This window comes from Bifidobacterium catenulatum subsp. kashiwanohense JCM 15439 = DSM 21854 (genome assembly GCF_001042615.1).
GTDB lineage: Bacteria > Actinomycetota > Actinomycetes > Actinomycetales > Bifidobacteriaceae > Bifidobacterium > Bifidobacterium catenulatum.
Genome location: NZ_AP012327.1, coordinates 896,782 through 920,472 on the forward strand (window position 1 = coordinate 896,782; position 23,691 = coordinate 920,472).

Here is a 23,691-nt window from a genome sequence, read left to right on the forward strand (position 1 = left end):
ATGTGTGTAATTCAACATGACTAAGTGCGCATACGTATGGATAGGGGAGGACGCATGTGGGGTGTGATCGATGAGTCCTCCGACAATCCGCTTGCGGAGTTGTGGGGTCTGTTCAAGCGTGATGACGATGTTTCCTGGCAACATAGGGCCTTATGCTCCCAAACCGACCCGGAGGCGTTCTTCCCCGAAAAGGGCGGTTCCACTAGGGACGCCAAACGCGTGTGCGCCCAATGCGAGGTTCGCGAACAGTGCTTGAAATGGGCCATTGAACACGATGAGCGATTCGGTATTTGGGGTGGTTTGAGCGAACGCGAGCGTCGTCGTTACAAGAAGGAACACAAGGAACGGGCATGACGTACGGCGTGCCCCGTGCGTACACTGGAAATTATGAATTCTAATGCCAGCAGCGATATTCAGGGAATCGTGACCGATCTGCTCAACAGCAGGCCGTACTCTCACCGGCAGGATGCCAATCCGTCCGTGGCTGCGGTGATTACCGCGCAGAGCGATTTACGCTTTTTCCCCTCCACCTTTGCGGCGGTGCTCGCACAGCGTGTGCTTCCGGGCACCATCATCGTTGCGGATTGCACCAATCAGGTCGAACAGCCCATGCAGATGACGTTTGACGTCATTCCGTCGCCGGCTGGCGTGCTTACGGAAGTTCCTGAAAGCAAGACCATACGTGTCGTTCTGGTAGGGGTGAAAGGGGCGACGTCATTCACGAACGCCGTGTCTCGTGCGATGCGGCAGATCGACCTTGACGCCCAGATCAGCGCACTGTGGACTTTGCACGACGACTCGAGGCCGGCTGACGAGTCATGCCTCGAAGCATTGCTTGATGCTTGGAGAAATACGCCGACGGCGTCTTTGCTCGGCGCGAAACAGCTGGATTGGCGGGCGAAGAGCCTGCATAACGTCGGCTTGTATGCGGGGCATCACAATCTCGTATCTTTGGTGGTGGATGGGGAACCCGATCAGGAACAGTATGATGGCCGGCAGGATGTGCTGGCAGTCTCGCTTTCCGGCGCGTTGGTTCCATTGGCCAGCTTGAGAACGTGGAAGGGCGCTGATTCCTGGTTTGGCACATTCGCCGAGTCCACGGATCTATGCCGGCGCATCTGCTTGGGTGGAGGTCGTGTGGTGGTGGTGCCGCAGGCTCGGATTGCCCATAGGAGAGCACGGTTCGAAGGCGTGCGCTCCAAAAGCGGCCAGCAGGTCGAAGACGAGGATGGTCGCATCGATCCATATCTCGCGAAGCGTGAAGCGAATACGAAATATGCGTACACGGATGTGCACCGTTCCTGGTGGCTTTTGCTGTGGATCTGGTCGATTATCAAGGCGCTGGGCTTGGCCGTGCTCTGCCTCACCCGTAAGCAGCCGTACCATGCCTGTTGTGAGCTGGCTTTGCCGTGGCGTTCGCTGCTTTGTCTGCCGGGCGCATGGCGTGCTCGTGCCAGGCTGCGCGAGCAAAGCAGGGTTTCCCTGAAATCATTGTCGGCATTGCAGGCGAGCCGTCAACAAATCAAACAATGGAACGATCGCAAGCGAGCCTTTCTCGACCAGCGTGGCACGGTGATTCTTAGCCCCCTCGCCAAGGCGCATCTGCGCAAAAGGCTGATGCGCAGATGGGGATTCGCCCTCACTTCTGCGCTGATCGCGTTCGCTTGGATCGTCTTCCTGTATTGGAATGTGTTCCGTAGCGTGCTCTCCGGCGCGTCGATGTATTCGCATACATTGCTGCCTACCGACGCAGACTTTGCCCAGCTGGTCCGTGCCGCCACTACATCGTGGGCATATATCGCGGGAACTGGTGTCAGCGCGCCGAGTGCGCCATGGCTGTTGGTGCTCATGGTGGTTTCCGTGTTCACAGCGGGGCATGTGGCGACCGCCGTCGCTGTGGTGTTTTTCCTGTCCGCACCGTTGATGGTGCTGTCGTTTTGGGCTTTGGCTGGAATCTTCACCCGCTCTGATACGGTACGTTGCGTGACTGCATTGGCATGGTTCGCCATAGCGTTGTCAATGAGCGTATATAACGATGCCGATGTGGCGATGATAACGGTTATGGTGTTCCTCCCCGCGGCTTTCGCGTTCTCTTTCCGAGCTGTGGGCATGTATCGAACGGAGGATTTGCTCAAGCCTCAGGCTTCCGTGCAGGCCGCCGCTCTTGCTGCGTTATGCTTCATTCCCGTTGTGGCCTCCGAACCGCAATTGTTGCTGCCGTTGATGTTGTCGTTCCTTGTGTTCCTGATGCTTGTGCGCTCTCATCGAACGACCTTGCTGTTGATCCCGCTGCCGGCTGCGTTCGTATGCGCGCCGACGTTGGTCAATGCGGTGCGTTACGCGGGAGCTGGTACCTGGCGTCAGATTTTCGGTAGCGTGATGTTGCCGTCGTCGGCGCATGATGGGCGTCCGATGATCGTCAATCTTTCGGATATCGTCTCCCGTGCGTTTGGCGTTACCCTATCAGGTGAGGCATGGCAGTATGCGGCTGTGGCGATATTGGCTTTGATTGTGCTTCTCGCTGCGGTGTCGCTGTTCCTGCCGTTTGTGCTTCGTGTGTCGCGTATGATGTGGGTTGTGTCGGTTGCGGGCTTAGCCACTTCGCTGCTTTCCGCTGCGGTTGTGGTTGCGGTCGACTCCGACGGAGCCGTGGCCGGTTCCGTGCTTCCAGGTGTTTCGTTCACGATGATGGGATTGCTGTCTTGCGTGTGCATGGTCGCCGGTAGTGCGGTGCAACGATTCGTCATGCTGTGGCAGCGGCCCACCGGTGATATTGGGATTGAGGATCATGGATCCTCTGAGGGCATTATTGCCGGTCATGCCGTGCGAATCGTGCTGGTCGTCTTGATCGCCGCATCCGTTGTGGCGAGTGCCGGTTTCGATTTCATCACGCGAGATCATGACACGGTCGCTGCCAGCGATTCGGGACTGCCGATCGTCGCTTCCGACTTTCTTGCGCAGGATGAGGCGAGGCGTGTGCTTGCCGTACGTGCGGATAGCACAGGTTCCATCAGCTACAGTGTGATGCGCACCCGTCGAGGTGATTTGATTGACAGTTCTCCGGCGCAGCGCGTCGAAGTGGCTTTCGGACGTTCCGATGATGCGAGCAAGGCGATTGCGAAGGATTGTGCTCAACTATTGTCGAATGCTGATTCCGATGCCGTCACCGATCTGAGCGAATTGGGATTCGGCGGCATCTATGTGGTGCGTTCCGGTGATGACAAGGCGCAAAGGCAGATATCCGACCAGTTGAGCTCTAATATCAGCGCTTCCGATGGTACGCAGAACGTTGTGAGCACTGATGCGGGGACGTACTATCGCCTTACCATTCAAGACACAGCCAAGCAACATATCGACCGCAAGGGGTATCGCCAGGCGGAGTCGAGCGTTTGGCGCCAAGCATGGCTGTGGTGCATGGGTGTTGTTATTGCCGCGTACTGCTTGGTTGCATTTCCGCGCATGAGGCGTCAGGGTCAGGAGGAAGCATGAGTAAGCATTCCCGTTCCAAAACGGTTTGGCGTATGGTGCTGGCGGTTGTGTCGGTGCTGGTTATCGTCGCATTGGTGGTTGTGGCTGCGGTATATCGTCCGACATGGATTCATGCCGATTCGCCGATGACGCAACGCTCGTCCGTGTCTCGTACGGTCAGCCCCCGCCAACTGGAAACGTATTGCCCTGCGCGAATGACGATTGCCGATACCGATGCGTATGGTGACAGTGAATATCAGGCGTCCAACGGCAATATCGCATCGTCGGTGCGTTACACGGCATTCGGCACGGTGTTCCGTTCCTCCGTAGGACTTCTTGGCGCTGATGAGACCACTTCGGCGTTGGTGCTGAACAAGGATGATGAGGGATCGGACGATGATGTTTTTATTGCGTCTGGTACGGTCGACGACGGTTCCCAGTTGCAGAACACCCGTTTGTTGTCGGCTTCCGATGGAACGGGAGCGGCTTCCTCGATGATGTCTTGGGCCACTGATGGAGATTTGAAAGGCGTTTCCGCGGCTTCCTGCGTCACGCCGGCTTTGAAGCAGTCGTTGATAGTGTCGGGCACCAAAACAGGCATAACCCAACAACTGGTTGTGGCCAATCCTTCAGCCAAAGCCACATCGGTGAACATCAAGGTCTGGGGATCCGACAAGGCCGGCGCTCTGGCGTTGTCTACAGGTTCGACGTTGACGGTGGGAGCGGGCAAGGAATCCATATTGAACCTTGCCGCGGCGGCTTCCGAACAGGATGCCCTGTATGTCACCGTGTCCAGTGCGGATACTCCGGTCGCTGCCGTAGTCCGCACGATAGCAATGGACGGTCTGACTTCGAAAGGGTCGGATTACGCGGTTCCCAACAATGTTTCTGCGAAAACGCTGGCGATTAACGGACTGTCGGAAGGCGACGACGTCAATCTGTATGTGTATCCGTCCCAGCAGTCCGACGTCACGGTATCTTGGACGGACGGAACAGGAACGAAGAACACCAATCAACAGACGCTTGAGGCGAATCGTGTTTCGGTCATCGACTTGGGTTCCGTTCCCAAGTCGGCGACCGGCCTCACCATCAACGCCACTGAGCCGGTAACGGCTGCTGCGAAAGTCACCAATGATGGAGACGGCGATCAGGCTGATTTCGCTTTGGTCAATGCCTCGGTGCCAATGAACGTCTCCGCCATGGCCGTTCCCGACCATGCCACAGCGCAAGTGAGCGTCACCAACACATCGGACGACGATCGCACGGCTACATTGACGTCATATAACGGAGACGGCGATATCGTGGATCAAAATGACCTTACCATCCGAGCTGGCGCTTCAACTACGGTCGAATTGGCGGATATCAATGATGGAGACGTGGCCGCGGTCAGTCTCGCCGATCCGGATCAATCCATGGTGTGGAACATCCGCGTAAGCCAGAAGGACGTTTCGGATGCAAAGCTGGCCGGAGTGTCCATTATTAGCGCAACTGATCTGAAGGAAGCCCGCGAACAGGTGTGGTCCAATCAGAACATGACCATCGTGCGCTGATCACATACCCCAATCCGGGTCGATCTCCTCAGGACGGCGCCCATACAGTTCCGCAAGACGCAACACCACTTCGTCTCGAATCGCGAACTGGAGATCCATGCGGCTGCGCGCGTGCGACTGCAAAGGCATACGATACAGCACTATGCGCGGCGGTATGCCATGCTCGGCAGAAAACGACTGCGACCCCAAACGCGGGGTGGCCTCCCAAGGTGCCGGGTCGGATGGCGGCACATCCTCGACGGCAAACTGCACCGGCGCCACTAGTTCCGGCCACGCATCGTTGAGCCTGCGGATCTGCGCCACCAGCATATCGTCGAACATGCCGCTTCGTGTGCGATACCGTGGAAGTCTCGTACCGAACATCGGTGTTCTCGTTCCACGACCATGGCGATTTCTATACACGGTTGATTCCCAAGGCAATTGATACATGGCCTCTACCATATCAGGGCTTTGCACGAATCATGCGATACCATATTGTTCATTGCACCGACATAGGAGGAACGATCATGGCGGATATTTCCGTGCCCTGTTGGAATGACGTGAATATCGATGATTTGTGCGCTGGGGCACGACTTATCGCCTTCGATCTTGACAACACACTGGCAAGGTCAAAAAAACCGATGAAGGACGATATGGCCGAATGCTTTTCCGCATTGACATCACTGATCGACGTCGCGGTGATCACCGGAGGCAAGTACGCGTTGCTGAAAAGCCAGGTGGTGGAACGGCTGACCGGGCAGGCAAACCGGGCGAATCTGCATCTTATGCCGACCAGTGGCACGCGATACTATCGTTGGGATGGTGCGAATTGGATGCAGGTCTTCGCCCACGACCTCAGTGAAGAGGATCGTGCGAAAGCCTACGAATCGTTGGAACGCAATGCGCGCGAGCAGAACATATGGCTCACCCATGTTTGGGGCGAGCGCATCGAAAACCGCGGCAGCCAGATCACGTTCTCCGCATTGGGACAGCTTGCACCCATTGAGGCCAAGGAGGCATGGGATCCGACCAACGAGAAGAAAAATCGTTTGGCGCGGGCCGTCGCCGCCGATTTGCCGCATCTTGAGGTGCGTCCAGGTGGAGCCAGCAGCGTTGATATTTCCGAAAAAAACGTAGACAAGTCATTTGCGGTCCGGGAATTGGCCGATATTCTTGGCATCGAGGTGGACCAGATCGTATTCGTAGGGGACCGTATGGATCCCGATGGCAATGATTACCCTGCGGCGCGGGCCGGTACCAGGGCGGTGAAGGTCACTTGCCCAAACGATACCGTGAGACTGTGCGGTGGAATCATCGCCAGTCTGTCACGGTAGAACCGGGTGGAAGTCCGCGTATGAACTCAATGATGAGGGCATGTTCGCAGGTTGCCGATTTGCTGTTTCCCAGAGGCTGCGCCGGCTGTGATAGGCCGGATGACGTGCTGTGCGAAGACTGCATGGCGTTGTTCTCCCGTTCTTCCGCTCAGACCTTCGATGGCGTTGCGATGGGAAGCTGGTTCGCATGCGGATGGTACCGTGGCACCGTCAGACAAGCGGTTCTCGCATGGAAGGACCATGGGGATGAGGAATGCGACAGGCCGTTTTCTGAAGTCATATGCAGACTTGCTGAAACATCTGGCGTCATTGATTTCATTCACGACAGACAAAACTCTTACCGTGCCGTTTTCGTGGTTCCGGCACCGTCGTCGCACGCTTCGATGCGGCGTCGAGGACGAAGGCACATGATACCGATCGTCAAACGGCTGGCAAGTTTTCTTCAATGGCAAACAGGTTGCAAGGTGACGGTATGCGACGCCTTGGAAAACAAGGGCATCAAAGGAAAATCAGTGCAGACCAAGGGCGCGGCACAGCGTTCGCAGCGCTTGAAAGGGCACGTTTCGGTGCGTTCTTCGGTTTCATTGCAGAATACGATGGTGATTTTGGTGGATGATATCGTCACGACCGGTGCGACCATGCGCAGTTGCGTCGAGACGATGCGGAAGAACGGTGCCACGGTTATTACCGTGCTCGCGCTGGCGCACACTCCGGAGGGAAAGCAGATGGACGAGCCAATGCAAGCACAGTAATAATCGCAGAAAAATATTTATTCGTCATCCGAAATATGATATTTCGGCAAGATGATTTCGAAATCGGCGCCGCGAGGATCGTCGACAACACTCACCGAACCGCCATGCAATTGGGCGGCCCAACGTGCGATTGACAGTCCAAGGCCGGTTCCGCCCGATTCAGTGCCCGGTCCTGTTTTTCCTTTGACGAAACGACGGAAGATATCGGAACGGGCCTCCTGTGGAATCTGGGAGCCGAAATTGACGACATTCGTGACGATGGTGCCGAAATCCTTGTTTTCATGCGCTTCGATAAGCACTTTGGTGTTGTCTGCGGAATGCTTGAGCGCGTTCGCGATGATATTGGTGAACAGTTGGCGCAAGCGGTCTTGGTCGCCTTCCATTTCGATATCGTCGGGCACATGCATTTCAATGTCGTGCGCATGCCCCGCGTCGGCGATCTCCAAAGGTTCAACGGTTTCATCGAGAAAATCCGCGAAATTGAACATTTCGATCTGCAGACTTGCCGCACCGGCTTCCATGCGCGAAAGATCAAGCAGAAACGCGATCAGGTCGGATAGACGATACGTTTGGTTGAGGATGCTTTCCAGATTCGAAGGAGTGGGTTCGACCACGCCATCCGCCATGTTCTCGACCATGGCCTGCAGTGCCGATACCGGCGTGCGTAATTCGTGGCTTACATTGGCCACCATATCTCGGCGCATCTGATCGGCATGCTGGAGTTCTTCCGCCATCTCGTTGAAGGTGAGGGCAAGCTGCCCGACTTCGTCGCGACTATTGGAATCGACATGCACGCGCACGGTGTAGTCGCCGTCGGCCATCGCTTCGGCCGCGTCACGCATTTGGCGCAGGGGAGAGGTGAGGCCTCTGGAGAAGAAGTAGGTGATGCCCAAAGCCACGGCAAGGGTGATTGGCATGGCGATCCATACGCTCAGACCGACTTTGAGCAGAAACCACGCCATGATGAACGCGATGGCGGTGGAGAGGGTGATAAGAACGCTCAATTCGACTTTGAGCGATGAAAACAAACCAATAGGGCGTTCGGTTTCCAATGGATTAACCGAACGCCCTGATTTCATATCAGTAGCACGCATACTACCGAATCTTAGCGCAATAGCTCCTTGATCATTAGTCCTGGAGTTCCGGCGGTTCGAATGCGTAACCGACGCCATGCACGGTGCGAATGGTCTTCGAGCCGAGCTTGTGACGGAGCGCCTTAACATGCGAGTCGACCGTGCGGGTGCCGGAGGCATCCACCCAGTCCCACACCTCTTCGAGTAGTTTCTCGCGGGTGAGTACGGACTTCGGCTTACGGGCCAGTGTGGCCAGCAGATCGAATTCCGTAGGAGTCAGATGCACCTGCTTGCCATTGACGGTGACGATGCGTTGCGCCGGATCGATGACCAAGGAACCGAAATCGAGAAGCTTCTCGTTTTCGGAATTCTTGGCGATGACCTTGGCGCGATCCACACGGCGCAGCAGCGCCTTGCAGCGGGCGATGAGCTCGCGCATGGAGAACGGCTTGGTCATGTAATCATCGGCTCCGGCACCGAGGCCGATGACCTTATCGGCCTCGTCGTCTCGTGCCGTCAGGATCAGCACTGGCACAGGACGCTCCGCCACAATGCGTTTCGTGGCCTCAAGCCCGTCCATCACAGGCAGCATGATGTCCATGATGACCAGATCAGGACGCAGGGTCGCGGCGGCCTGAACTGCGCTGGCACCGTCAGATGCCACACGTGCCGTCCAGCCTTCCGCTGTGATGCGTTGGGCAATGGCAGTGGCCAGTGTCGGCTCGTCTTCGACCACCAGAACGGTGCGTGGAGTCGCTGTGGGTTGTGCTGATGAGTTGAGCATAGCTTCCCGCCTTTCTCAGAGTTCCGGCTTCAAGAATACTGCGCCTAGTGCCGGAACGGTGATCTTTGCGGACCAATCTCGTGAATGATACTCGCCTTCGACTGCTTCGACCGTGCCATTATGAATGCCGGAGCCGCCGTAGATCTCGTCGTCCGTGGTCAGCACTTCCGTCCATTTTCCGCCCTTGGTGAGCGGCACCTGATAGTCGGACCAGGCCTCGCCGGAGAAGTTCACGATGGCGACCATCTGCTCGCCATCCTTGCCGATACGCACGAAGCTGAGCGTGTTGTGGTCGGCGTCATCGCTGGTGAGCCACTGGAAGCCTGCGGGATCGAAATCCTGGCTCCACAATGCCGGCGATGTCTTGTACAGCTCGTTCAGGTCGGCGACAAGCTTCTGCACGCCCTGATGATCGGGCCATTCAAGGGCATCCCAGTCGATGGAGCCGTCGTGGTCCCACTCGCCATACTGAGCGATTTCATTGCCCATGAAGGTGAGGTTCTTGCCTGGATGAGCCCACTGGTAGGCGAACAGCGCACGGACACCGGCATACTTCTGCCAATCGTTGCCCGGCATCTTGCCAAACACGGAACCCTTGCCGTACACAACTTCATCATGGCTGATCGGCAACACATAGTGTTCCGAATAGGCGTACACCATGGAGAAGGTGATCTCGTTGTGGTGCCATTTGCGGTTGATCGGCTCCTCATGCAGGTACTGCAGGGTGTCGTGCATCCAGCCCATGTTCCACTTGAGGCCGAATCCCAAGCCGCCTGCGTCGGTCGGCGCGGTGATGCCCGGGTATGCCGTGGATTCCTCGGCGATCATCATGATCCCCGGATTGTTCTTGTATGCCGTGGCGTTGGCTTCCTTGAGGAAGTCGATGGCCTCGAGATTCTCGCGGCCCCCGTAGATGTTCGGATGCCACTGGCCGGCCTCGCGGCTGTAATCCAAGTACAGCATGGAGGAGACCGCGTCCACGCGGAGAGCGTCGATATGGAATTCATCCAGCCAGAAGCAGGCGTTGGCCACTAGGAAGTTGCGCACCTCGCGGCGCCCGAAATTGAACACGTACGTGCCCCAATCTGGGTGCTCGCCACGCGTCGGATCCGGATCCTCGTACAGCGGCGTGCCATCGAAGCGACCCAGTGCGAACGCATCTTTCGGGAAGTGGGCCGGAACCCAATCCATAATCACGCCGATGCCGGCTTCGTGCAGTTTCTCAACGAGATACTTGAAGTCGTCCGGACCTCCCAAACGTGAATCAATCGCGTAGTAACCGGTTACCTGATAGCCCCAAGAGCCAGAGAACGGATGCTCCGCCAGCGGCATGAACTCCACGTGCGTGAAGCCTTCCTTCTGCACGTAGGGAACCAGCTTGTCGGCGAGTTCGCGGTAGTCGTTCACGTCCTTGCGCCAGCTGGAGGCATTCACCTCGTAGATGCTGACAGGGCCGTTATGTGGGTCTTTGGCCGCACGCTCGGCTAGCCAATCGGCGTCATTCCACTCATGGGTGGACTCGACCACGATGGATCCGGTACGCGGCGGAATCTCATGGGAGCGTTCCATCGGATCGGCCTTCATGGTCCACTCATTGTTGGCGTTGAGAATCTCATACTTATAGATCTCGCCAGCGCTGATGCCCGGGATGAACAGTTCCCAGATGCCGGAGGATCCGAGTTCACGCATGGCGTGGGCACGGCCATTCCAGCCGTTGAAGTCGCCGACCACGCGCACTGCGTGGGCGTTCGGAGCCCACACGGTGAACGCGGTGCCGATCACCTGCTCGTCCTTTACGCCTTCGGAGGAACCCATCGGGTCGTCGTAGCGGAGCACATGCGCGCCAAGCGCATCCCACAGGCGCTCGTGGCGTCCTTCGCCAAACAGATACATGTCCATCTCGCCGATGGTCGGCAGATAACGATAGGAATCGTCGGAAACAACAACGGAACCGTCTTCATATTCGGTGCGAATGCGGTAATCCGGCACGCCGTAGCCATCATCGGTGGCGACAGCGGGAACGAGTGCCATGAAGACGCCATTGTATTCATGGATTGCGAGTGTTTGACCTTGTTCAGTGAGGATCGTCACGGATTTTGCCAGCGGACGCAAGACGCGGATCGTGACGACATCCGCATGCTTGCCGGAGCCGAGGTGTCCACCGAGCACCTCGTGAGGATTGTAAAACGTACCGTTGCTTACTGCATCCAGTGTTCCCTGGGAAACAGGAACAGCAACGACATCTTCATTGATCTTGGATTCTGTAGCCATGGCAAAAGTGTAAGCACGAAATGCAAGAAAAGTGGCCCGTGTCGCGCCTATTTTTTCGTTTTTTCAAGCGTTTTTGGTCAAGTCCACCCCTGATGGCACAATAATTCGGGTTTTGTGTAAGCTTTTCACGGAGGATTCATGGGTTACAAGGTCGGCGACATGGTCGTCTATCCACGTCACGGCGCTGCGAAGGTGGAGGCCATCACCGAACGGACAGTCAAGGGAATCACCCGCGAATATCTGCAGCTGTCGGTGCTTTCGTCTGACGGTCTGGTCATCAACGTTCCGGTCGACAATGCTAAGAAAGTTGGCGTGCGAGACATCGTCGACGCCAACGAAGTAGCCAAAGTATTCGAGATTTTGCGTACTCCAATCATTGAGAAGGAGATGAACTGGTCTCGTCGCTATAAGCTGAACGTCGAGAAGATCGCCACTGGCGACGTCAATAAGATCGCCGAAGTGGTGCGCGATCTCGCTCAGCGTGATGTCGACGAGCATGGTCTGTCCGCAGGTGAGAAGCGTATGCTTACCAAGGCCCGCAGCATTCTGACCTCGGAGATTTCCCTGTCTGAAAAACTCGATGAAGCCGAAGCCCAGCGTCTGCTGGATGTGAACCTCGGATATGAGCCTGCTCAGCCTGGCGATGAGAAACATCATACCGAGGCTCCTGAGGAAGCCGCTACGGATACGTTGGCTCGAGTCGAAGCCGAAGGTAAGAAGTCTAAGAAGAAGTAAGGCGTTTTCATGCGTATCGGTCAGGGTTTTGACGCTCATCGATTCGCATCCCGTGATGCAGGCAAGCCGTTGTGGCTTGCCTGTTTGCGTTGGGATGGCGATGGTATCGAGGGTGATTCGGATGGCGACGTCGTGGCACATGCGTTGATTGACGCATTGCTTTCTGCAGCGCGTCTTGGCGATATCGGCACTTTGTTCGGTGTCGGCTCGCAGTCCGACGGCGCCGGCAAACATGGTGTCGAGATGCTGCGGACTACGGTCGACTATCTGAACGAACATGGCATGAGGCCGTCGAGCGCCAGTGTGGTCGTGATCGCCAATCGGCCGAAAATCGGTAAACGTAGGGAAGAGGCCGAGCGGGCGTTGTCCGAGGCTGTGGGCTGTGACGTGTCGTTAACCGCCACCACTACGGATGGTATGGGATTCACCGGTTCCGGCGAAGGCGTCGCCGCAATCGCCAATGCTTTGGTCGAGCCGGTACGTCAGGAAGCCTGAGTTCTTTTCCTTACGGCTGTTTCGTTATTTCCTTTTGAAGGACTCAACCGCTTTCGCAATCGTCCAGAACAGCGTTGAAATCGTTACAATAATGAAGCTTGGGGGAGCTGGGAACATGGTGGAAAGCACCAGTCCTCCCCAAATCGAAATCAGGCAGATTACCGTGGCGACGACCATCGCCTTGAATGGTGAGCGGGCAATGATGTTGGCGGTGGCGGCGGGAGTGATCACCAATGCGAAAATCAACAATGTGCCAACTGCTGGAACTGCAATTGTGATGACGCCGGCCATAATCGCCATAAAACAGATATTCATAAAACCGACGGGCACGCCTTTTGCCTGCGCTACCTGCTCATCGAGCGAACTAAATAACAATGGACGATAAATAACGGCCAGAACCGCCAACAGCAGCACATCGAAAATCGCAAAGCCAATGATCTGACCGTCGGTAATCGTCAGAATCGATCCGAACAAAATCGACTGCATCTGTTGTGAGGCCGAACTTGACATACGTGCGAAAAACAAGCCAAGGCCGGTGGCGAAGGCGAGCACGGTTCCAGTGGCGATCTCACGTTGTGAAGCCTTCTTGCCGAGCGCACCGATCACCAGTGCTCCGCCGAGAGCGAACACGCCAAGACCTGCGGAAACAGGCAGGCCGAGCAATACGGCTCCGGTGGCGCCTGGCAGTCCGATATGCGCTAAGGCGTGGGCTGCGAACGTGGAATGTCTGGCGATGGTGAAATAACCCATCACGCCGGCCGCCAATGCGATGCACAGGCCGGCAAGAAACGCGTTCGTCATGAATGGGGCGTTGAGCGTGGAAACCCAATCCGGGTCGAAAGCGAATATGGTGCCGTCCATGCTCAGTCCTCCTGCGTGGTGTGGCTGTGATGGTGAAATTGCGCGATTTCTTCTGGAGCATGCGCATCGATGCTCATGTTTTCAGGCTCGTCCTCGCTTGGCGTCACGAACATATCTCCCTGCGGAGTGGTGACCACCTGTACGGTCGTGCCATACAAATGCGTGAGTAGATGGGAATCCAGCACCTCATTCATGCCTGCATAGTGCGGATGCCCGTCAAGCAGATAGACGGCTCCGGTAAGGATCGGCAGCAACATGTTGAGATCGTGCGCCACCACCTGAATGGTCATGCCGAGCTCGCGGTTGAGTTTGGCGAGCACATGCACGGTGGCGCGTTGGCTTGCCAAATCAAGATTGGCGAGGGGTTCGTCGAGCATCAGCAGTTTTGGATCATCCACGAGCGCCTGCGCGATGGCGACCCTTTGGCGCAGTCCGCCCGAAAGCTCGGACAGGCGGTAGTTCGCTTTGTCTCGCAGGCCGACGAAGTCCATGGCCTTGCGGGCCTTGTCTCGAAGTGCTTTGGTGACGGGATGGATGCCGAATTTGGTGCCCGTCAGGCCGAGGAGCACTGACTGTTCCGCGGTGATGTTCGATTCGATGTCGGAAGCGTAGCTTTGCGGCACATAGCCGATGCGGCTGTTCGCGGAACCTGCAGGCTGGCCGAGCACCTTGATGCTGCCGTGCGCGGTCGGGATCAGTCCCAGCTCGGCCTTCATCATCGTGGTCTTGCCGGCGCCGTTGGTGCCGACGATTGCGGTTACCGAGCCTTGCGGAATGCTGAACGTGCCATGTTGCCAGATGACGCGATCGCCTCGCTTGACGCAGGCGTCATCGAATTCGATGCAGGCATGTGTCTCGTCGTGCATGGCTTCTCCTTGGTTTGAATGTACGTACATACTCGCAAATGGTGTTGACAATCATTCTCAATAAGGGAGATGCAGGCCAGCATCCAAAGCGACTCGTTGAAGAAATCCCAAGACGATGTCAGAAACCTTCATAAGCAAGAAAAAAGACCGTCTCATGTTCGATCGAACGGTGAAACGGTCTTTGAAGATGATGTTGAAGGGTTATTTTCTCGGATTTGGCTGCGGGGCGTCGTTTGATTCATCATTCGATTCATTCGCCGTTTGCGAATCGTCGGCAGCGGAGGAATTCGCAGGATCCGTCGAATCCGTACTTCCCGAGTCGGCGTTGGATTGCTCGGCGAACATGTCGTTCAGCGAGAGGATGAGTGATCTGATCCACGATGTCAGGCTTTTGCAGTCGGAAGGCATCTGTTCGCTGATGTCAAGTACGGGAACATCAGATCTGTAAGCGGTGCCGGTCAGCGTGTTCGTGGCGTCGCTTGCGGATTGCGTGTCGTTGATAAGCACGTCGACCTTATGTTTTTCCAGCAATTCCTGGAATTCCTGAAGATCGTCAGGGGTTGGTTCAGAGCCTGTGCCTGTCGATTGCAGGTATCCCTCCGGCGTGTTGTCGGTGAACCCCATGTCGCTGAGCAGATAGTAGGCGACGGGTTCGGTGGCGGCATAGGAGGAGTTCTTATGTGTGTCGCTGAACGCCTTCATGTCCTTCTCTATTTTCTTTTCTCGTCTGTTCCATGCGGTGAGTTTGTTACTGAAATACTTCTTTTGCGTGGGCATGATGCGGCTGTACGTGTCGGCCAATTCCTTGGCCATAGCGTTACGGGCGTCGCTGGAGAACCACAGATGCGGATTGTCGCCCTCGATGGCACCGACCATCTGTGCCGCGGAAACGGAAACGGTGTCTTTGTTGAGATTCCTGACGGCCCAAGCATCGTAGCCCGCGCCATTGGACACCGCGACCTGCGCCTGTTGAAGCTTGCCGATGTCGTCGGTCTTTGGCTCGAAATCATGCGCGTCAACATCGGTCGAAGACAGAATCGACGTGACTTTCACGTGAACGCCGCCTATCTGCTCGGCGAGAGATCCCCACTGGTTGACCGAGGCGACCACCTCGATCGGCGTGATCTGTTCGGTCTGGGCACCGGAATCGGCGGAAGCATCATCGTTCTGCGAAGAGGATTCTCCGGAGCATGCTGTCGTGCCGAACGTCATGCAAAGCGCGAGTCCTGCGGCAAAAGCGCGTAACGAAGAACGTTTGTGCAAGCGCATATCGGTTGCCCTCTTCCTGAACCGCCTTAATCGTGTTCATCTCATAAATACGTGTGCGACTTACGACTGAAACCAAGATAGCCTACGATACATGCAAATGCCAATACAACAGCAATCCAGTAAAGAGGGGAGTGGCCGGCATGGCAGTGAAAATCGATGGAAAGATGGTGTCCGCGCAGGTGAAAGCGAATCTCGCCGAGCGCGTCGCGTCGTTGAAAGAGCGGGGGATTAACCCCGGCCTTGGCACCATTTTGGTTGGTTCCGATCCCGGCTCCGTCAAATATGTTGCTGGAAAACACACCGATTGCGCTGAAATCGGCGTGAACTCCATTCGGAAGGAGTTGCCCGCCGACGCAACGTTCGAACAGATTGCTGAAGCCGTGCAGGAACTTAACGCTGACCCTGCCTGCACGGGCTATATCGTGCAGCTGCCTTTGCCGAAAGGTATTGACGAAAACGCCATCATTGATCTGATCGACCCCAAGAAGGATGCGGATGGTATGCATCCGTACAATCTTGGCGAACTTGTGCTGCATGCGCGAGGTGACATCGCCACGCCGCTGCCGTGTACTCCGCGAGGCGTGATCGAACTACTGAATGCCTATGACATCGACTTGGACGGCAAAGAGGTCTGCGTGCTCGGTCGAGGCATCACCATCGGGCGTACGGTTGGTCTTTTGCTGACGCGCAAGGCGGTGAACGCCACGGTCACGCTGTGCCACACAGGCACCAAGGATGTGCGCAAGCATATGCGCGAGGCCGACGTCATTATTGCGGCCATGGGTTCCGCGGGCTTTGTCAAGCCGGAAGACGTCAAGGAAGGCGCGGTGCTGGTCGATGTCGGCGTTTCCCGTGTGTTTGACGAGGAGGCTGGCCGCTATCGTGTGAAAGGCGATGTTGACAAAGCCTGCTACGAGAAGGTTTCGGCATATACACCGAACCCGGGTGGTGTCGGCCCTATGACCCGTGCCATGTTGTTGGAGAATGTGGTCGAGATGGCCGAGCGTCAGCTGTAATTGCGCTTTATACACGATGTGAGATGATTTCGGGCGTGTCGCGTGTTGTGACACGTCTTTTTTGTGCATGGTCCCATGTAAACTTACGCCTTGCATGTGTTACGTTGCATGCACATAATTGAAGACCGATTTTATCCACCCACTATTTGTAAGAAACCAAATTAATGGCAGAGAACAATAACGAAGTCGCCAAGGTCGCCATCAACGACATCGGCACCGAAGAGGACTTCATCAAGGCAGTCGATTCCACCATCAAGAACTTCGGTGATGGTGATCTGGTCGAAGGTACCGTCGTCAAGGTCGATCATGACGAGGTCCTGCTCGACATCGGCTACAAGACTGAGGGTGTCATTCCCTCCCGCGAGCTTTCCATCAAGAAGGACGTTGATCCGGACGAAGTCGTCGAGGTCGGCGACACCATTGAGGCTCTTGTCGTCACTAAGGAAGACAAGGAAGGCCGTCTGATTCTGTCCAAGAAGCGTGCGCAGTACGAGCGTGCTTGGGGCGACATCGAGAAGATCAAAGAAGCCGATGGCGTTGTCGAAGGCACCGTTATCGAAGCTGTCAAGGGTGGTCTCATCGTCGACATCGGTCTGCGTGGCTTCCTGCCGGCATCCCTGGTCGAAATGCGTCGCGTCCGCGACCTGTCCCCGTACATCGGCCAGACCATCAAGGCCAAGATCCTCGAGCTCGACAAGAACCGCAACAATGTGGTGCTCTCCCGTCGCCAGTACCTCGAAGAGACCCAGTCCGAAGTTCGCGAGACCTTCCTGTCCCAGCTCAAGAAGGGCCAGATTCGCGAAGGCGTCGTGTCCTCCATCGTCAATTTCGGCGCATTCGTTGATCTGGGCGGTGTTGACGGCCTGATCCACGTTTCCGAGCTGTCTTGGAAGCACATCGACCACCCGTCTGAGGTTGTCAAGGTCGGCGACAAGGTCACCGTCGAGGTGCTCGACGTTGATCTCGATCGTGAGCGCATCTCCCTGTCCCTCAAGGCCACCCAGGAAGATCCGTGGCAGCGTTTTGCTCGCACCCACGTTCCTGGCCAGATTGTCAAGGGCAAGGTCACCAAGATCGTTCAGTTCGGTGTCTTCATCTCCGTCGAAGACGGAATCGAAGGCCTCGTGCACATCTCCGAGCTGGCCAACCGCCACGTGGAGAACCCGGAGACCGTCGTCAAGCCGGGCGAAGAAGTGTTCGTCAAGGTAATCGACGTTGATCTCGATCGTCGCCGCATCTCCCTGTCCCTCAAGCAGGCCAACGATTCCGTCGATCCGGCTTCCGAGGACTTCGATCCGGCTCTGTACGGCATGCCGGCAGAGTACGACGAGCAGGGCAACTACAAGTATCCGGAAGGCTTCGACCCGGCAACCAACGAGTGGATCGCTGGTTACGAGAAGCAGCGTGAGGAGTGGGAGTCCCAGTACGCCGCCGCTCACGATCTGTGGGAGCAGCACAAGGAATTTGTGGCCAAGGAGCTCGAGAACGCTGAAGCTTCCGCCGCTGAAGATGGTCAGGCTCCGAAGGAAGAGAAGGTCGAAGAGGTATCTTCCAACTACTCCTCCGAGAACACTTCCGCCGGCACCCTCGCCGACTCCGACCAGCTTGCCGCTCTGCGCGACCAGCTGCTCGGCAAGTGATTGTATCCTGAGCTAGGATTCAATCCGGCTCAGGCTAGATCTTAGAAAAGACCCCGTTCCTGATTCAGGTTCGGGGTCTTTTCGTATGTGTATGGCAAGCGTGCATGCGAAGCGCATTACAATGGCGGTTGTGGTGATTCGAATAGGATTGACCGGCGGCATAGCGGCTGGCAAAAGCACGGTATCTGCAAAGCTGCGTGAGCTTGGTGCAGTACTTGTCGATTATGATCTGCTTGCGCGTCGAGTGGTGGAACCAGGCAGCATTGGTCTTCAGCGTATAGCGGAATGTTTCGGCTCCGATGCTTTGACCGATCGAGGCGAGCTCAATCGAGCGTGGATGGCAGAGCATGTGTTTTCCGGCGCTGATGCGGAACGAAAACGTAAGATACTGGACAGAATCGAGCATCCACTGATTTATGAACTTGCAGTGCAACTCGAACATGAGGCTGTTGAAGCTGATTGCCAAGCAGTAGTGGTGCATGACATACCGTTACTCGCCGAAGTAATTGACAGCATTCCTTTTGAATTCGACCATATCGTAACTGTCGAAGCGCCTGAACAGGTGAGGGTCAGCAGAATGATGACAACGCGAGGCATGAGCGAAAGCCAGGCATGGAATCGTGTGAACCATCAATCCAGCGTGGAACAGCGTCTTGCCATTGCCGATGAGGTCATCGATTCCACACAGCCATTGGAACAAATGTTCGAGCATATTGATATGCTAATGAAACAATGGCGCACGGAAGCGAGGTAGGCATGGGATTCAATATTGAACGCACGAACAAGCCGTTTATGGTCAAATCGCCATATAAGCCGAGCGGCGACCAGCCCAAGGCGATTGAAGAGCTTGCGGAACGCATTGAAAACGGTGAGAACGATGTGGTGCTCATGGGTGCCACCGGAACTGGCAAAACCGCCACCACAGCATGGCTTATTGAACGTCTGCAACGCCCGACGTTGATCATCGAACCGAATAAAACGTTGGCAGCGCAGCTGTGCGCCGAGTTCCGTGAACTCATGCCAGACAATGCGGTGAGCTATTTCGTTTCGTATTACGACTACTACCAGCCGGAAGCCTATATTCCGCAAACCGATACGTATATCGAAAAGGATTCCAACATCAATGACGACGTGGAACGGCTTCGCCATGCGGCCACGGCGAACTTGCTGACGCGTCGTGATTGCGTGGTCGTGGCAACGGTTTCCTGTATTTACGGCCTTGGTACGCCGGAAGAATACGCCGGGCGTATGCTGTTTCTCGAGGAAGGCCAGCAGATCGACCGTGACGACTTGCTGCGCACTTTCGTCTCCATGCAGTACAAGCGCAACGATATCGCCTTCACCCGAGGTACTTTCCGTGTGCGCGGCGATACTGTCGAAATCATTCCCGTATATGAGGAACTGGCCATCCGTATCGAATTCTTCGGTGATGAAATCGACCGTATTTCAACCCTGCATCCGCTGACCGGCGATGTGATTGCCCACGAGCCGCAGGTCCATATTTTCCCCGCATCGCACTATGTGGCGGGGCCGCAACGTATGGAGCGAGCGTTGTCTACCATTCAGCAGGAACTTGATCAACGTACCGCCGAACTGCGCAAACAAGGCAAGGAACTTGAGGCACAACGTCTTACTATGCGCACCACGTACGATTTGGAGATGCTCTCCCAAGTTGGCGTCTGCTCCGGAGTGGAAAACTACTCAAGGCATTTCGATGGCCGTGAGCCGGGCACGCCGCCGCATACGTTATTGGATTTCTTCCCTGACGATTTCCTACTCGTCATTGACGAGTCGCATGTTACCGTGCCGCAGATCGGAGCCATGTACGAAGGCGATGCCAGTCGCAAACGCACGTTGGTCGAACATGGCTTTCGTCTGCCTTCAGCGATGGACAATCGACCGCTCAAATGGCCGGAATTCCAGGAACGCGTTGGCCAGACGGTATATCTGTCGGCGACGCCGGGCGACTACGAACTTGGTCTGAGCGATGGAGTCGTCGAACAAATCATTCGTCCGACCGGTCTTGTCGACCCGCAGATTGACGTGCGTCCGGTTGACGGGCAGATCGATGATCTGCTTGCGGAGATCAAGGACCGTGTAAACAGAAACGAGCGTGTGCTCGTCACCACGCTCACCAAGAAGATGGCTGAGGATCTGACGGATTATCTTCTGGAGCGTGGCATTAAAGTCGAATACCTGCATTCCGATGTGGACACCCTGCGACGTGTCGAATTACTGCGCGAACTGCGCGAAGGCAAAATCGACGTCATCGTCGGCATCAACCTGCTGCGTGAAGGTCTCGATTTGCCGGAAGTGTCATTGGTCGCCATTCTTGACGCGGACAAGGAAGGTTTCCTGCGTTCCTATCGTTCGCTCATCCAGACCATCGGACGTGCCGCGCGAAACGTGTCCGGCACCGTCATCATGTATGCGGACGACATCACCGAAGCCATGCACAAGGCCATCGACGAAACCAATCGCCGCCGTGATATCCAGATCGCCTACAACAAGGAACACGGCATCGATCCGAAGCCGCTCATCAAGAAGATCTCCGATGTCAACGACATGCTTGCCAAAGAGGACGTCGACACCCAGACATTGCTCGGTACCGGATACCGCAACGCGGACAAAGCCGGCAATTCTCATCTTGGCGTGCCTGCCACCAGCAAGGAGGAATCCGACAGACGGCATGAGGAGATTCTCAAGGCCGGACTGCCCGCGCAGGATCTAGCTGATCTCATTCGGCAACTGTCCGAGCAGATGCATACCGCCGCCGAACAACTGCAATTCGAGCTTGCAGCTCGTCTGCGCGACGAGATCCGTGACCTGAAAAAGGAACTTCGGCAGATGACGGAGGCGAGCAAATAGTTCTCGACTGGTCATACGGCATCCGTACCATAGTGGATTATGGCTGAAACACCACTTGTTTTTGAAATCGCCACGTTCGCGGTGCTTGCCGTCTTCTTCGTGGTCGACTTGTTCATCATCGGACGTAAGCCCCATGTGCCCTCCACCAAGGAATGCGTGCAGCATATCGCGTTCTTTGTGGTCATGGCGTTGATCTTCGGCGGACTTATGTGGTTCTTTGCGGGATTGAAACCGGCCATCGAATTTTATTCGGGCTGGCTTACGGAATATTCGCTGAGTATTGACAATCTATTCGTCTTCGTCATTATTATGTCGAATTTTGCGGTGCCAAAACAGCTGCAGAAATTCGTGCTGTCCATCGGTATCACCATCGCATTGGTGTTGCGCGGCGTGTTCATCCTCATCGGCGCGGCCATTATCTCCCGCTTCACCTGGGTGTTCTTCCTGTTCGGCGCATTTCTTATCGTCACCGCCATCAAGTTGGTCACTGGGGGAGATGAAGATGAGGAATATCATGAGAATGGCTTGATTCGCGCATTGCGCAAGGTCATCAAGATCACCGATGAGTATGACGGAGAAAAGTTGCGTACCGTCAAAAATGGTGCCAAGTATTGGACTCCGATGCTGATCGTCTTTCTGACCATCGGCACCACCGATGTGATGTTTGCCTTTGATTCCATTCCTGCGATTTTCGGTTTGACGAAGGATCCGTTCATTGTGTTCACATCCAATGTGTTCGCGTTGCTCGGTTTGCAGCAGCTGTACTTCCTGCTTGGCGAGCTGCTCGACAAGCTGGTGTATCTGCCGCTTGGACTTTCCGTGGTGCTGGGCTTCATTGGCGTCAAGCTCATTATGGAGGCATTGCACGGCAATTCGTTGCCGTTCATCAATGGCGGTCAACCGATCGCTTGGGTGCCTGAAGTGCCTACATGGCTGTCTTTGGCGGTGATCGTTGTGGCGATTGGTGGTGCCGCATTGGCCAGCGTGCTGAAGATGCGTGCCATCGAAGCAAAGGAAAAGTGACGGTTTGAGAAACCGCATGGAAACATGCGGTTTCTTTTTAGCAAAAAAATGTGAGCGCTCACAACACGCCTCGTTTCAGGGTGGAAGTGAGCGCTTTTTGCTAGTAGACTAGTCGGTTGGAAACAGGGTCGTCAGATCCCAAATCAATATCAACAAGAATAGGCAGGCATTCATGCGTAAAGCCAAGATCGTAGATACCATCGGTCCAGCTACCGAGTCCCTGGAAGGCATCACCAGCCTTGTCGAAGCAGGTATGGACGTCGCTCGTCTGAACCGCTCCCACGGCACTCCGGAAGACCACCTCAAGGTCTACAACAACCTCCGCGCCGCCGCCAAGGCCACCGGCCGCAACGTCGCAGCCTTGGTTGATCTGCAGGGTCCGAAGATCCGTTGCGGTTGGTTCAAGAAGAACGCCGACGGTGAAGACAAGGTCCAGCTGACCGAAGGCCAGGAGTTCGTCATCACCACCGACGACATCGAGGGCGATGAGCATATCACCTCCACTACCTTCAAGGGCCTGCCGGGTGATTGCCATGCTGGCGATCCGATCCTCATCGATGACGGCAAGGTCCGTCTCGAAGTCACCAAGGTCGAAGGCAACAACGTGTACACCAAGGTTGTCGTGGCCGGACCGGTTTCCAGCCACAAGGGTATCAACCTGCCGGGTGTCGCGGTGTCCCTGCCGGCTCTTACCGAGAAGGACGAAGCCGATTTGCGTTGGGCTATCCGCACCGGCGCCGACATCATCGCCATGTCCTTCGTGCGTTTCGCCACCGACATCGACCGCGCCCACGAGATCATGGACGAGGAAGGTCGTCGCATCCCGGTCGTCGCCAAGATCGAGAAGCCGCAGGCTCTTGAGAACCTTGAAGAGATCGTCAAGGCCTTCGACGGTATCATGGTCGCCCGTGGCGATATGGCTGTCGAGTGCCCGCTGGAAGAGGTTCCGCTGGCTACCAAGCGTTGCATCGAGCTGGCTCGTCAGTACGCCAAGCCGGTCATCGTGGCTACCGAAGTCCTTGGCTCCATGGTCAATTCTCCGGTCCCGACCCGTGCAGAGGCATCTGACTGCGCCAACGCCGTCCTCGACGGCGCCGACGCCACCATGACCTCCAACGAGACCGCCGTCGGCAAGTACCCGGCAGTCACCGTGAGCACCATGAGCCGCATCTCCTCCTTCGCCACCGAGCACGGTTTCGACCGTATCCCGGAACTGAAGAACCTGGATATGTCTTCCACCGGCGCCGTGTCTTCCGCAGCTGTGGATCTGGCTGACAAGCTGAACGCCAAGGCCATCGTTGCCTACACCCAGACCGGTTCCACCGTGCACCGCGTGTCCCGCGAACGCCCGGCCACCCCGATCTATGGCATCACCAACAACGAGCACACCTATCACTGGCTGGCTCTGTCTTGGGGCACCGAGTCCTTCCTGCTCGATGAGGATTACCACGACAAGTCCCGTAAGGACCTGATGATCTTCACCGATAAGATTCTGAAGGATGCCGGCAAGGTCACCGATGGTGACAAGATCGTTGTGCTGAGCTCCGCCCAGGGCGAGCACCAGCCGGGTCGCACCGATTCCATCTACGTCCACACCGTTGGTGCTTGCGACTGAGATGCATTTCGGTCAGTGACTGACTGATTAGCGAATAGGAGGGCTTCCGTCCGTTTGGATGGAAGCCCTCCCGTTGTTTTTGGATGATGTTG

General features: G+C 56.2%; 20 protein-coding genes. 13 read left to right on the top strand and 7 right to left on the bottom strand.

Annotated features, from left to right (window positions below):
* The first annotated feature begins 54 nt into the window (after positions 1-54).
* The 3 genes from BBKW_RS03830 to BBKW_RS03840 are packed head-to-tail and all read left to right on the top strand — an operon-like array spanning position 55 to position 5,018.
* Positions 55-354, top strand: a complete 300-nt coding sequence (locus BBKW_RS03830; protein WP_033501720.1) for a WhiB family transcriptional regulator — start codon at positions 55-57, stop codon at positions 352-354.
* Positions 355-387: 33 nt separating this feature from the next.
* The gene (locus BBKW_RS03835; RefSeq protein ID WP_033501752.1) at positions 388-3,489 is read left to right on the top strand and encodes a glycosyltransferase family 2 protein; all 3,102 of its coding nucleotides are present in this window, start codon (positions 388-390) and stop codon (positions 3,487-3,489) included.
* Positions 3,486-5,018, top strand: a complete 1,533-nt coding sequence (locus BBKW_RS03840) for a DUF5719 family protein (RefSeq protein ID WP_033501721.1) — start codon at positions 3,486-3,488, stop codon at positions 5,016-5,018. Before BBKW_RS03835 ends, BBKW_RS03840 begins: the two co-directional genes overlap by 4 nt.
* Here BBKW_RS03840 and BBKW_RS03845 read toward each other — a convergent pair whose 3' ends face one another.
* Positions 5,019-5,447: a metallopeptidase family protein gene (locus BBKW_RS03845; protein ID WP_081962296.1), complete on the bottom strand. Its 429-nt coding sequence runs from the start codon at positions 5,445-5,447 to the stop codon at positions 5,019-5,021. It lies immediately after the preceding gene.
* Between the two features lie 77 nt (positions 5,448-5,524).
* Between BBKW_RS03845 and BBKW_RS03850 the strand changes: the two genes are divergently transcribed.
* Both BBKW_RS03850 and BBKW_RS03855 read left to right on the top strand, forming a co-directional pair.
* Positions 5,525-6,331 carry an HAD-IIB family hydrolase gene (locus tag BBKW_RS03850; protein WP_033501723.1) on the top strand — a complete coding sequence of 269 codons (807 nt, stop codon included), beginning with the start codon at positions 5,525-5,527 and terminating at the stop codon, positions 6,329-6,331.
* A gap of 20 nt (positions 6,332-6,351) precedes the next feature.
* Entirely contained in the window at positions 6,352-7,083 is a 732-nt protein-coding gene (locus BBKW_RS03855) for a ComF family protein (protein ID WP_048349506.1), read from the top strand.
* Positions 7,084-7,100: 17 nt separating this feature from the next.
* Here BBKW_RS03855 and BBKW_RS03860 read toward each other — a convergent pair whose 3' ends face one another.
* The 3 genes from BBKW_RS03860 to glgB are packed head-to-tail and all read right to left on the bottom strand — an operon-like array spanning position 7,101 to position 11,211.
* Positions 7,101-8,177, bottom strand: a complete 1,077-nt coding sequence (locus tag BBKW_RS03860) for a sensor histidine kinase (protein WP_033501724.1) — start codon at positions 8,175-8,177, stop codon at positions 7,101-7,103.
* A 34-nt stretch (positions 8,178-8,211) separates the two neighbouring features.
* Positions 8,212-8,940: a response regulator transcription factor gene (locus tag BBKW_RS03865; protein WP_003835236.1), complete on the bottom strand. Its 729-nt coding sequence runs from the start codon at positions 8,938-8,940 to the stop codon at positions 8,212-8,214.
* 15 nt (positions 8,941-8,955) lie between these two features.
* Entirely contained in the window at positions 8,956-11,211 is a 2,256-nt protein-coding gene (gene glgB, locus BBKW_RS03870; RefSeq protein ID WP_033501725.1) for a 1,4-alpha-glucan branching protein GlgB, read from the bottom strand.
* A gap of 138 nt (positions 11,212-11,349) precedes the next feature.
* On the opposite strand from glgB, the gene BBKW_RS03875 reads away from it, so the two are divergent.
* Positions 11,350-11,946, top strand: a complete 597-nt coding sequence (locus BBKW_RS03875) for a CarD family transcriptional regulator (protein ID WP_033501726.1) — start codon at positions 11,350-11,352, stop codon at positions 11,944-11,946.
* A gap of 9 nt (positions 11,947-11,955) precedes the next feature.
* A complete protein-coding gene (gene ispF, locus BBKW_RS03880) occupies positions 11,956-12,441 on the top strand; it encodes a 2-C-methyl-D-erythritol 2,4-cyclodiphosphate synthase (protein WP_033501727.1) in 486 nt (161 codons plus the stop codon).
* Positions 12,442-12,465: 24 nt separating this feature from the next.
* Here the strand turns inward: ispF and BBKW_RS03885 are convergent, their stop codons facing one another.
* The 3 genes from BBKW_RS03885 to BBKW_RS03895 all read right to left on the bottom strand — a co-directional run bounded on the left by BBKW_RS03885 (position 12,466) and on the right by BBKW_RS03895 (position 15,437).
* On the bottom strand, positions 12,466-13,302 hold the full coding sequence (locus tag BBKW_RS03885) for a metal ABC transporter permease (RefSeq protein WP_033501728.1): 837 nt from the start codon (positions 13,300-13,302) through the stop codon (positions 12,466-12,468).
* A 2-nt stretch (positions 13,303-13,304) separates the two neighbouring features.
* Positions 13,305-14,198: an ABC transporter ATP-binding protein gene (locus BBKW_RS03890; RefSeq protein ID WP_048349507.1), complete on the bottom strand. Its 894-nt coding sequence runs from the start codon at positions 14,196-14,198 to the stop codon at positions 13,305-13,307.
* A 171-nt stretch (positions 14,199-14,369) separates the two neighbouring features.
* Positions 14,370-15,437: a metal ABC transporter solute-binding protein, Zn/Mn family gene (locus BBKW_RS03895; RefSeq protein WP_033501730.1), complete on the bottom strand. Its 1,068-nt coding sequence runs from the start codon at positions 15,435-15,437 to the stop codon at positions 14,370-14,372.
* Positions 15,438-15,577: 140 nt separating this feature from the next.
* Here BBKW_RS03895 and BBKW_RS03900 point away from each other — a divergent pair, with 140 nt between their 5' ends.
* From BBKW_RS03900 to pyk, 6 genes are all read left to right on the top strand, one after another.
* Complete coding sequence (locus tag BBKW_RS03900) at positions 15,578-16,453, top strand: bifunctional methylenetetrahydrofolate dehydrogenase/methenyltetrahydrofolate cyclohydrolase (RefSeq protein ID WP_033501754.1); 876 nt, start codon at positions 15,578-15,580, stop codon at positions 16,451-16,453.
* A gap of 164 nt (positions 16,454-16,617) precedes the next feature.
* Positions 16,618-18,093: a 30S ribosomal protein S1 gene (gene rpsA / locus BBKW_RS03905; RefSeq protein ID WP_003835223.1), complete on the top strand. Its 1,476-nt coding sequence runs from the start codon at positions 16,618-16,620 to the stop codon at positions 18,091-18,093.
* 121 nt (positions 18,094-18,214) lie between these two features.
* On the top strand, positions 18,215-18,847 hold the full coding sequence (coaE, locus tag BBKW_RS03910) for a dephospho-CoA kinase (RefSeq protein WP_231858529.1): 633 nt from the start codon (positions 18,215-18,217) through the stop codon (positions 18,845-18,847).
* A gap of 2 nt (positions 18,848-18,849) precedes the next feature.
* Positions 18,850-20,961, top strand: coding sequence for an excinuclease ABC subunit UvrB (gene uvrB, locus BBKW_RS03915; RefSeq protein WP_033501731.1), 2,112 nt, complete (start codon positions 18,850-18,852; stop codon positions 20,959-20,961).
* Between the two features lie 39 nt (positions 20,962-21,000).
* Positions 21,001-21,984 (top strand): TerC family protein, encoded by a 984-nt coding sequence (locus BBKW_RS03920; RefSeq protein WP_033501732.1) that lies wholly within the window; start codon positions 21,001-21,003, stop codon positions 21,982-21,984.
* Between the two features lie 172 nt (positions 21,985-22,156).
* Positions 22,157-23,599 carry a pyruvate kinase gene (gene pyk, locus BBKW_RS03925; RefSeq protein WP_033501733.1) on the top strand — a complete coding sequence of 481 codons (1,443 nt, stop codon included), beginning with the start codon at positions 22,157-22,159 and terminating at the stop codon, positions 23,597-23,599.
* Positions 23,600-23,691: the final 92 nt, after the last annotated feature.

What these genes read in the sequence shown, in the direction of transcription:
- ispF (WP_033501727.1), top strand. Translation starts at nt 11,956, where the DNA reads ATGCGTATCGGTCAGGGTTTTGACGCTCATCGATTCGCATCCCGTGAT.
- pyk (WP_033501733.1), top strand. Translation starts at nt 22,157, where the DNA reads ATGCGTAAAGCCAAGATCGTAGATACCATCGGTCCAGCTACCGAGTCC.
- BBKW_RS03845 (WP_081962296.1), bottom strand. Translation starts at nt 5,447, where the DNA reads ATGTATCAATTGCCTTGGGAATCAACCGTGTATAGAAATCGCCATGGT.
- BBKW_RS03840 (WP_033501721.1), top strand. Translation starts at nt 3,486, where the DNA reads ATGAGTAAGCATTCCCGTTCCAAAACGGTTTGGCGTATGGTGCTGGCG.
- BBKW_RS03920 (WP_033501732.1), top strand. Translation starts at nt 21,001, where the DNA reads ATGGCTGAAACACCACTTGTTTTTGAAATCGCCACGTTCGCGGTGCTT.
- BBKW_RS03900 (WP_033501754.1), top strand. Translation starts at nt 15,578, where the DNA reads ATGGCAGTGAAAATCGATGGAAAGATGGTGTCCGCGCAGGTGAAAGCG.
- BBKW_RS03855 (WP_048349506.1), top strand. Translation starts at nt 6,352, where the DNA reads ATGAACTCAATGATGAGGGCATGTTCGCAGGTTGCCGATTTGCTGTTT.
- BBKW_RS03890 (WP_048349507.1), bottom strand. Translation starts at nt 14,198, where the DNA reads ATGTACGTACATTCAAACCAAGGAGAAGCCATGCACGACGAGACACAT.
- rpsA (WP_003835223.1), top strand. Translation starts at nt 16,618, where the DNA reads ATGGCAGAGAACAATAACGAAGTCGCCAAGGTCGCCATCAACGACATC.
- BBKW_RS03885 (WP_033501728.1), bottom strand. Translation starts at nt 13,302, where the DNA reads ATGGACGGCACCATATTCGCTTTCGACCCGGATTGGGTTTCCACGCTC.
- glgB (WP_033501725.1), bottom strand. Translation starts at nt 11,211, where the DNA reads ATGGCTACAGAATCCAAGATCAATGAAGATGTCGTTGCTGTTCCTGTT.
- BBKW_RS03875 (WP_033501726.1), top strand. Translation starts at nt 11,350, where the DNA reads ATGGGTTACAAGGTCGGCGACATGGTCGTCTATCCACGTCACGGCGCT.
- BBKW_RS03895 (WP_033501730.1), bottom strand. Translation starts at nt 15,437, where the DNA reads ATGCGCTTGCACAAACGTTCTTCGTTACGCGCTTTTGCCGCAGGACTC.
- coaE (WP_231858529.1), top strand. Translation starts at nt 18,215, where the DNA reads ATGGCGGTTGTGGTGATTCGAATAGGATTGACCGGCGGCATAGCGGCT.
- BBKW_RS03865 (WP_003835236.1), bottom strand. Translation starts at nt 8,940, where the DNA reads ATGCTCAACTCATCAGCACAACCCACAGCGACTCCACGCACCGTTCTG.
- uvrB (WP_033501731.1), top strand. Translation starts at nt 18,850, where the DNA reads ATGGGATTCAATATTGAACGCACGAACAAGCCGTTTATGGTCAAATCG.
- BBKW_RS03860 (WP_033501724.1), bottom strand. Translation starts at nt 8,177, where the DNA reads ATGCGTGCTACTGATATGAAATCAGGGCGTTCGGTTAATCCATTGGAA.
- BBKW_RS03830 (WP_033501720.1), top strand. Translation starts at nt 55, where the DNA reads ATGTGGGGTGTGATCGATGAGTCCTCCGACAATCCGCTTGCGGAGTTG.
- BBKW_RS03850 (WP_033501723.1), top strand. Translation starts at nt 5,525, where the DNA reads ATGGCGGATATTTCCGTGCCCTGTTGGAATGACGTGAATATCGATGAT.
- BBKW_RS03835 (WP_033501752.1), top strand. Translation starts at nt 388, where the DNA reads ATGAATTCTAATGCCAGCAGCGATATTCAGGGAATCGTGACCGATCTG.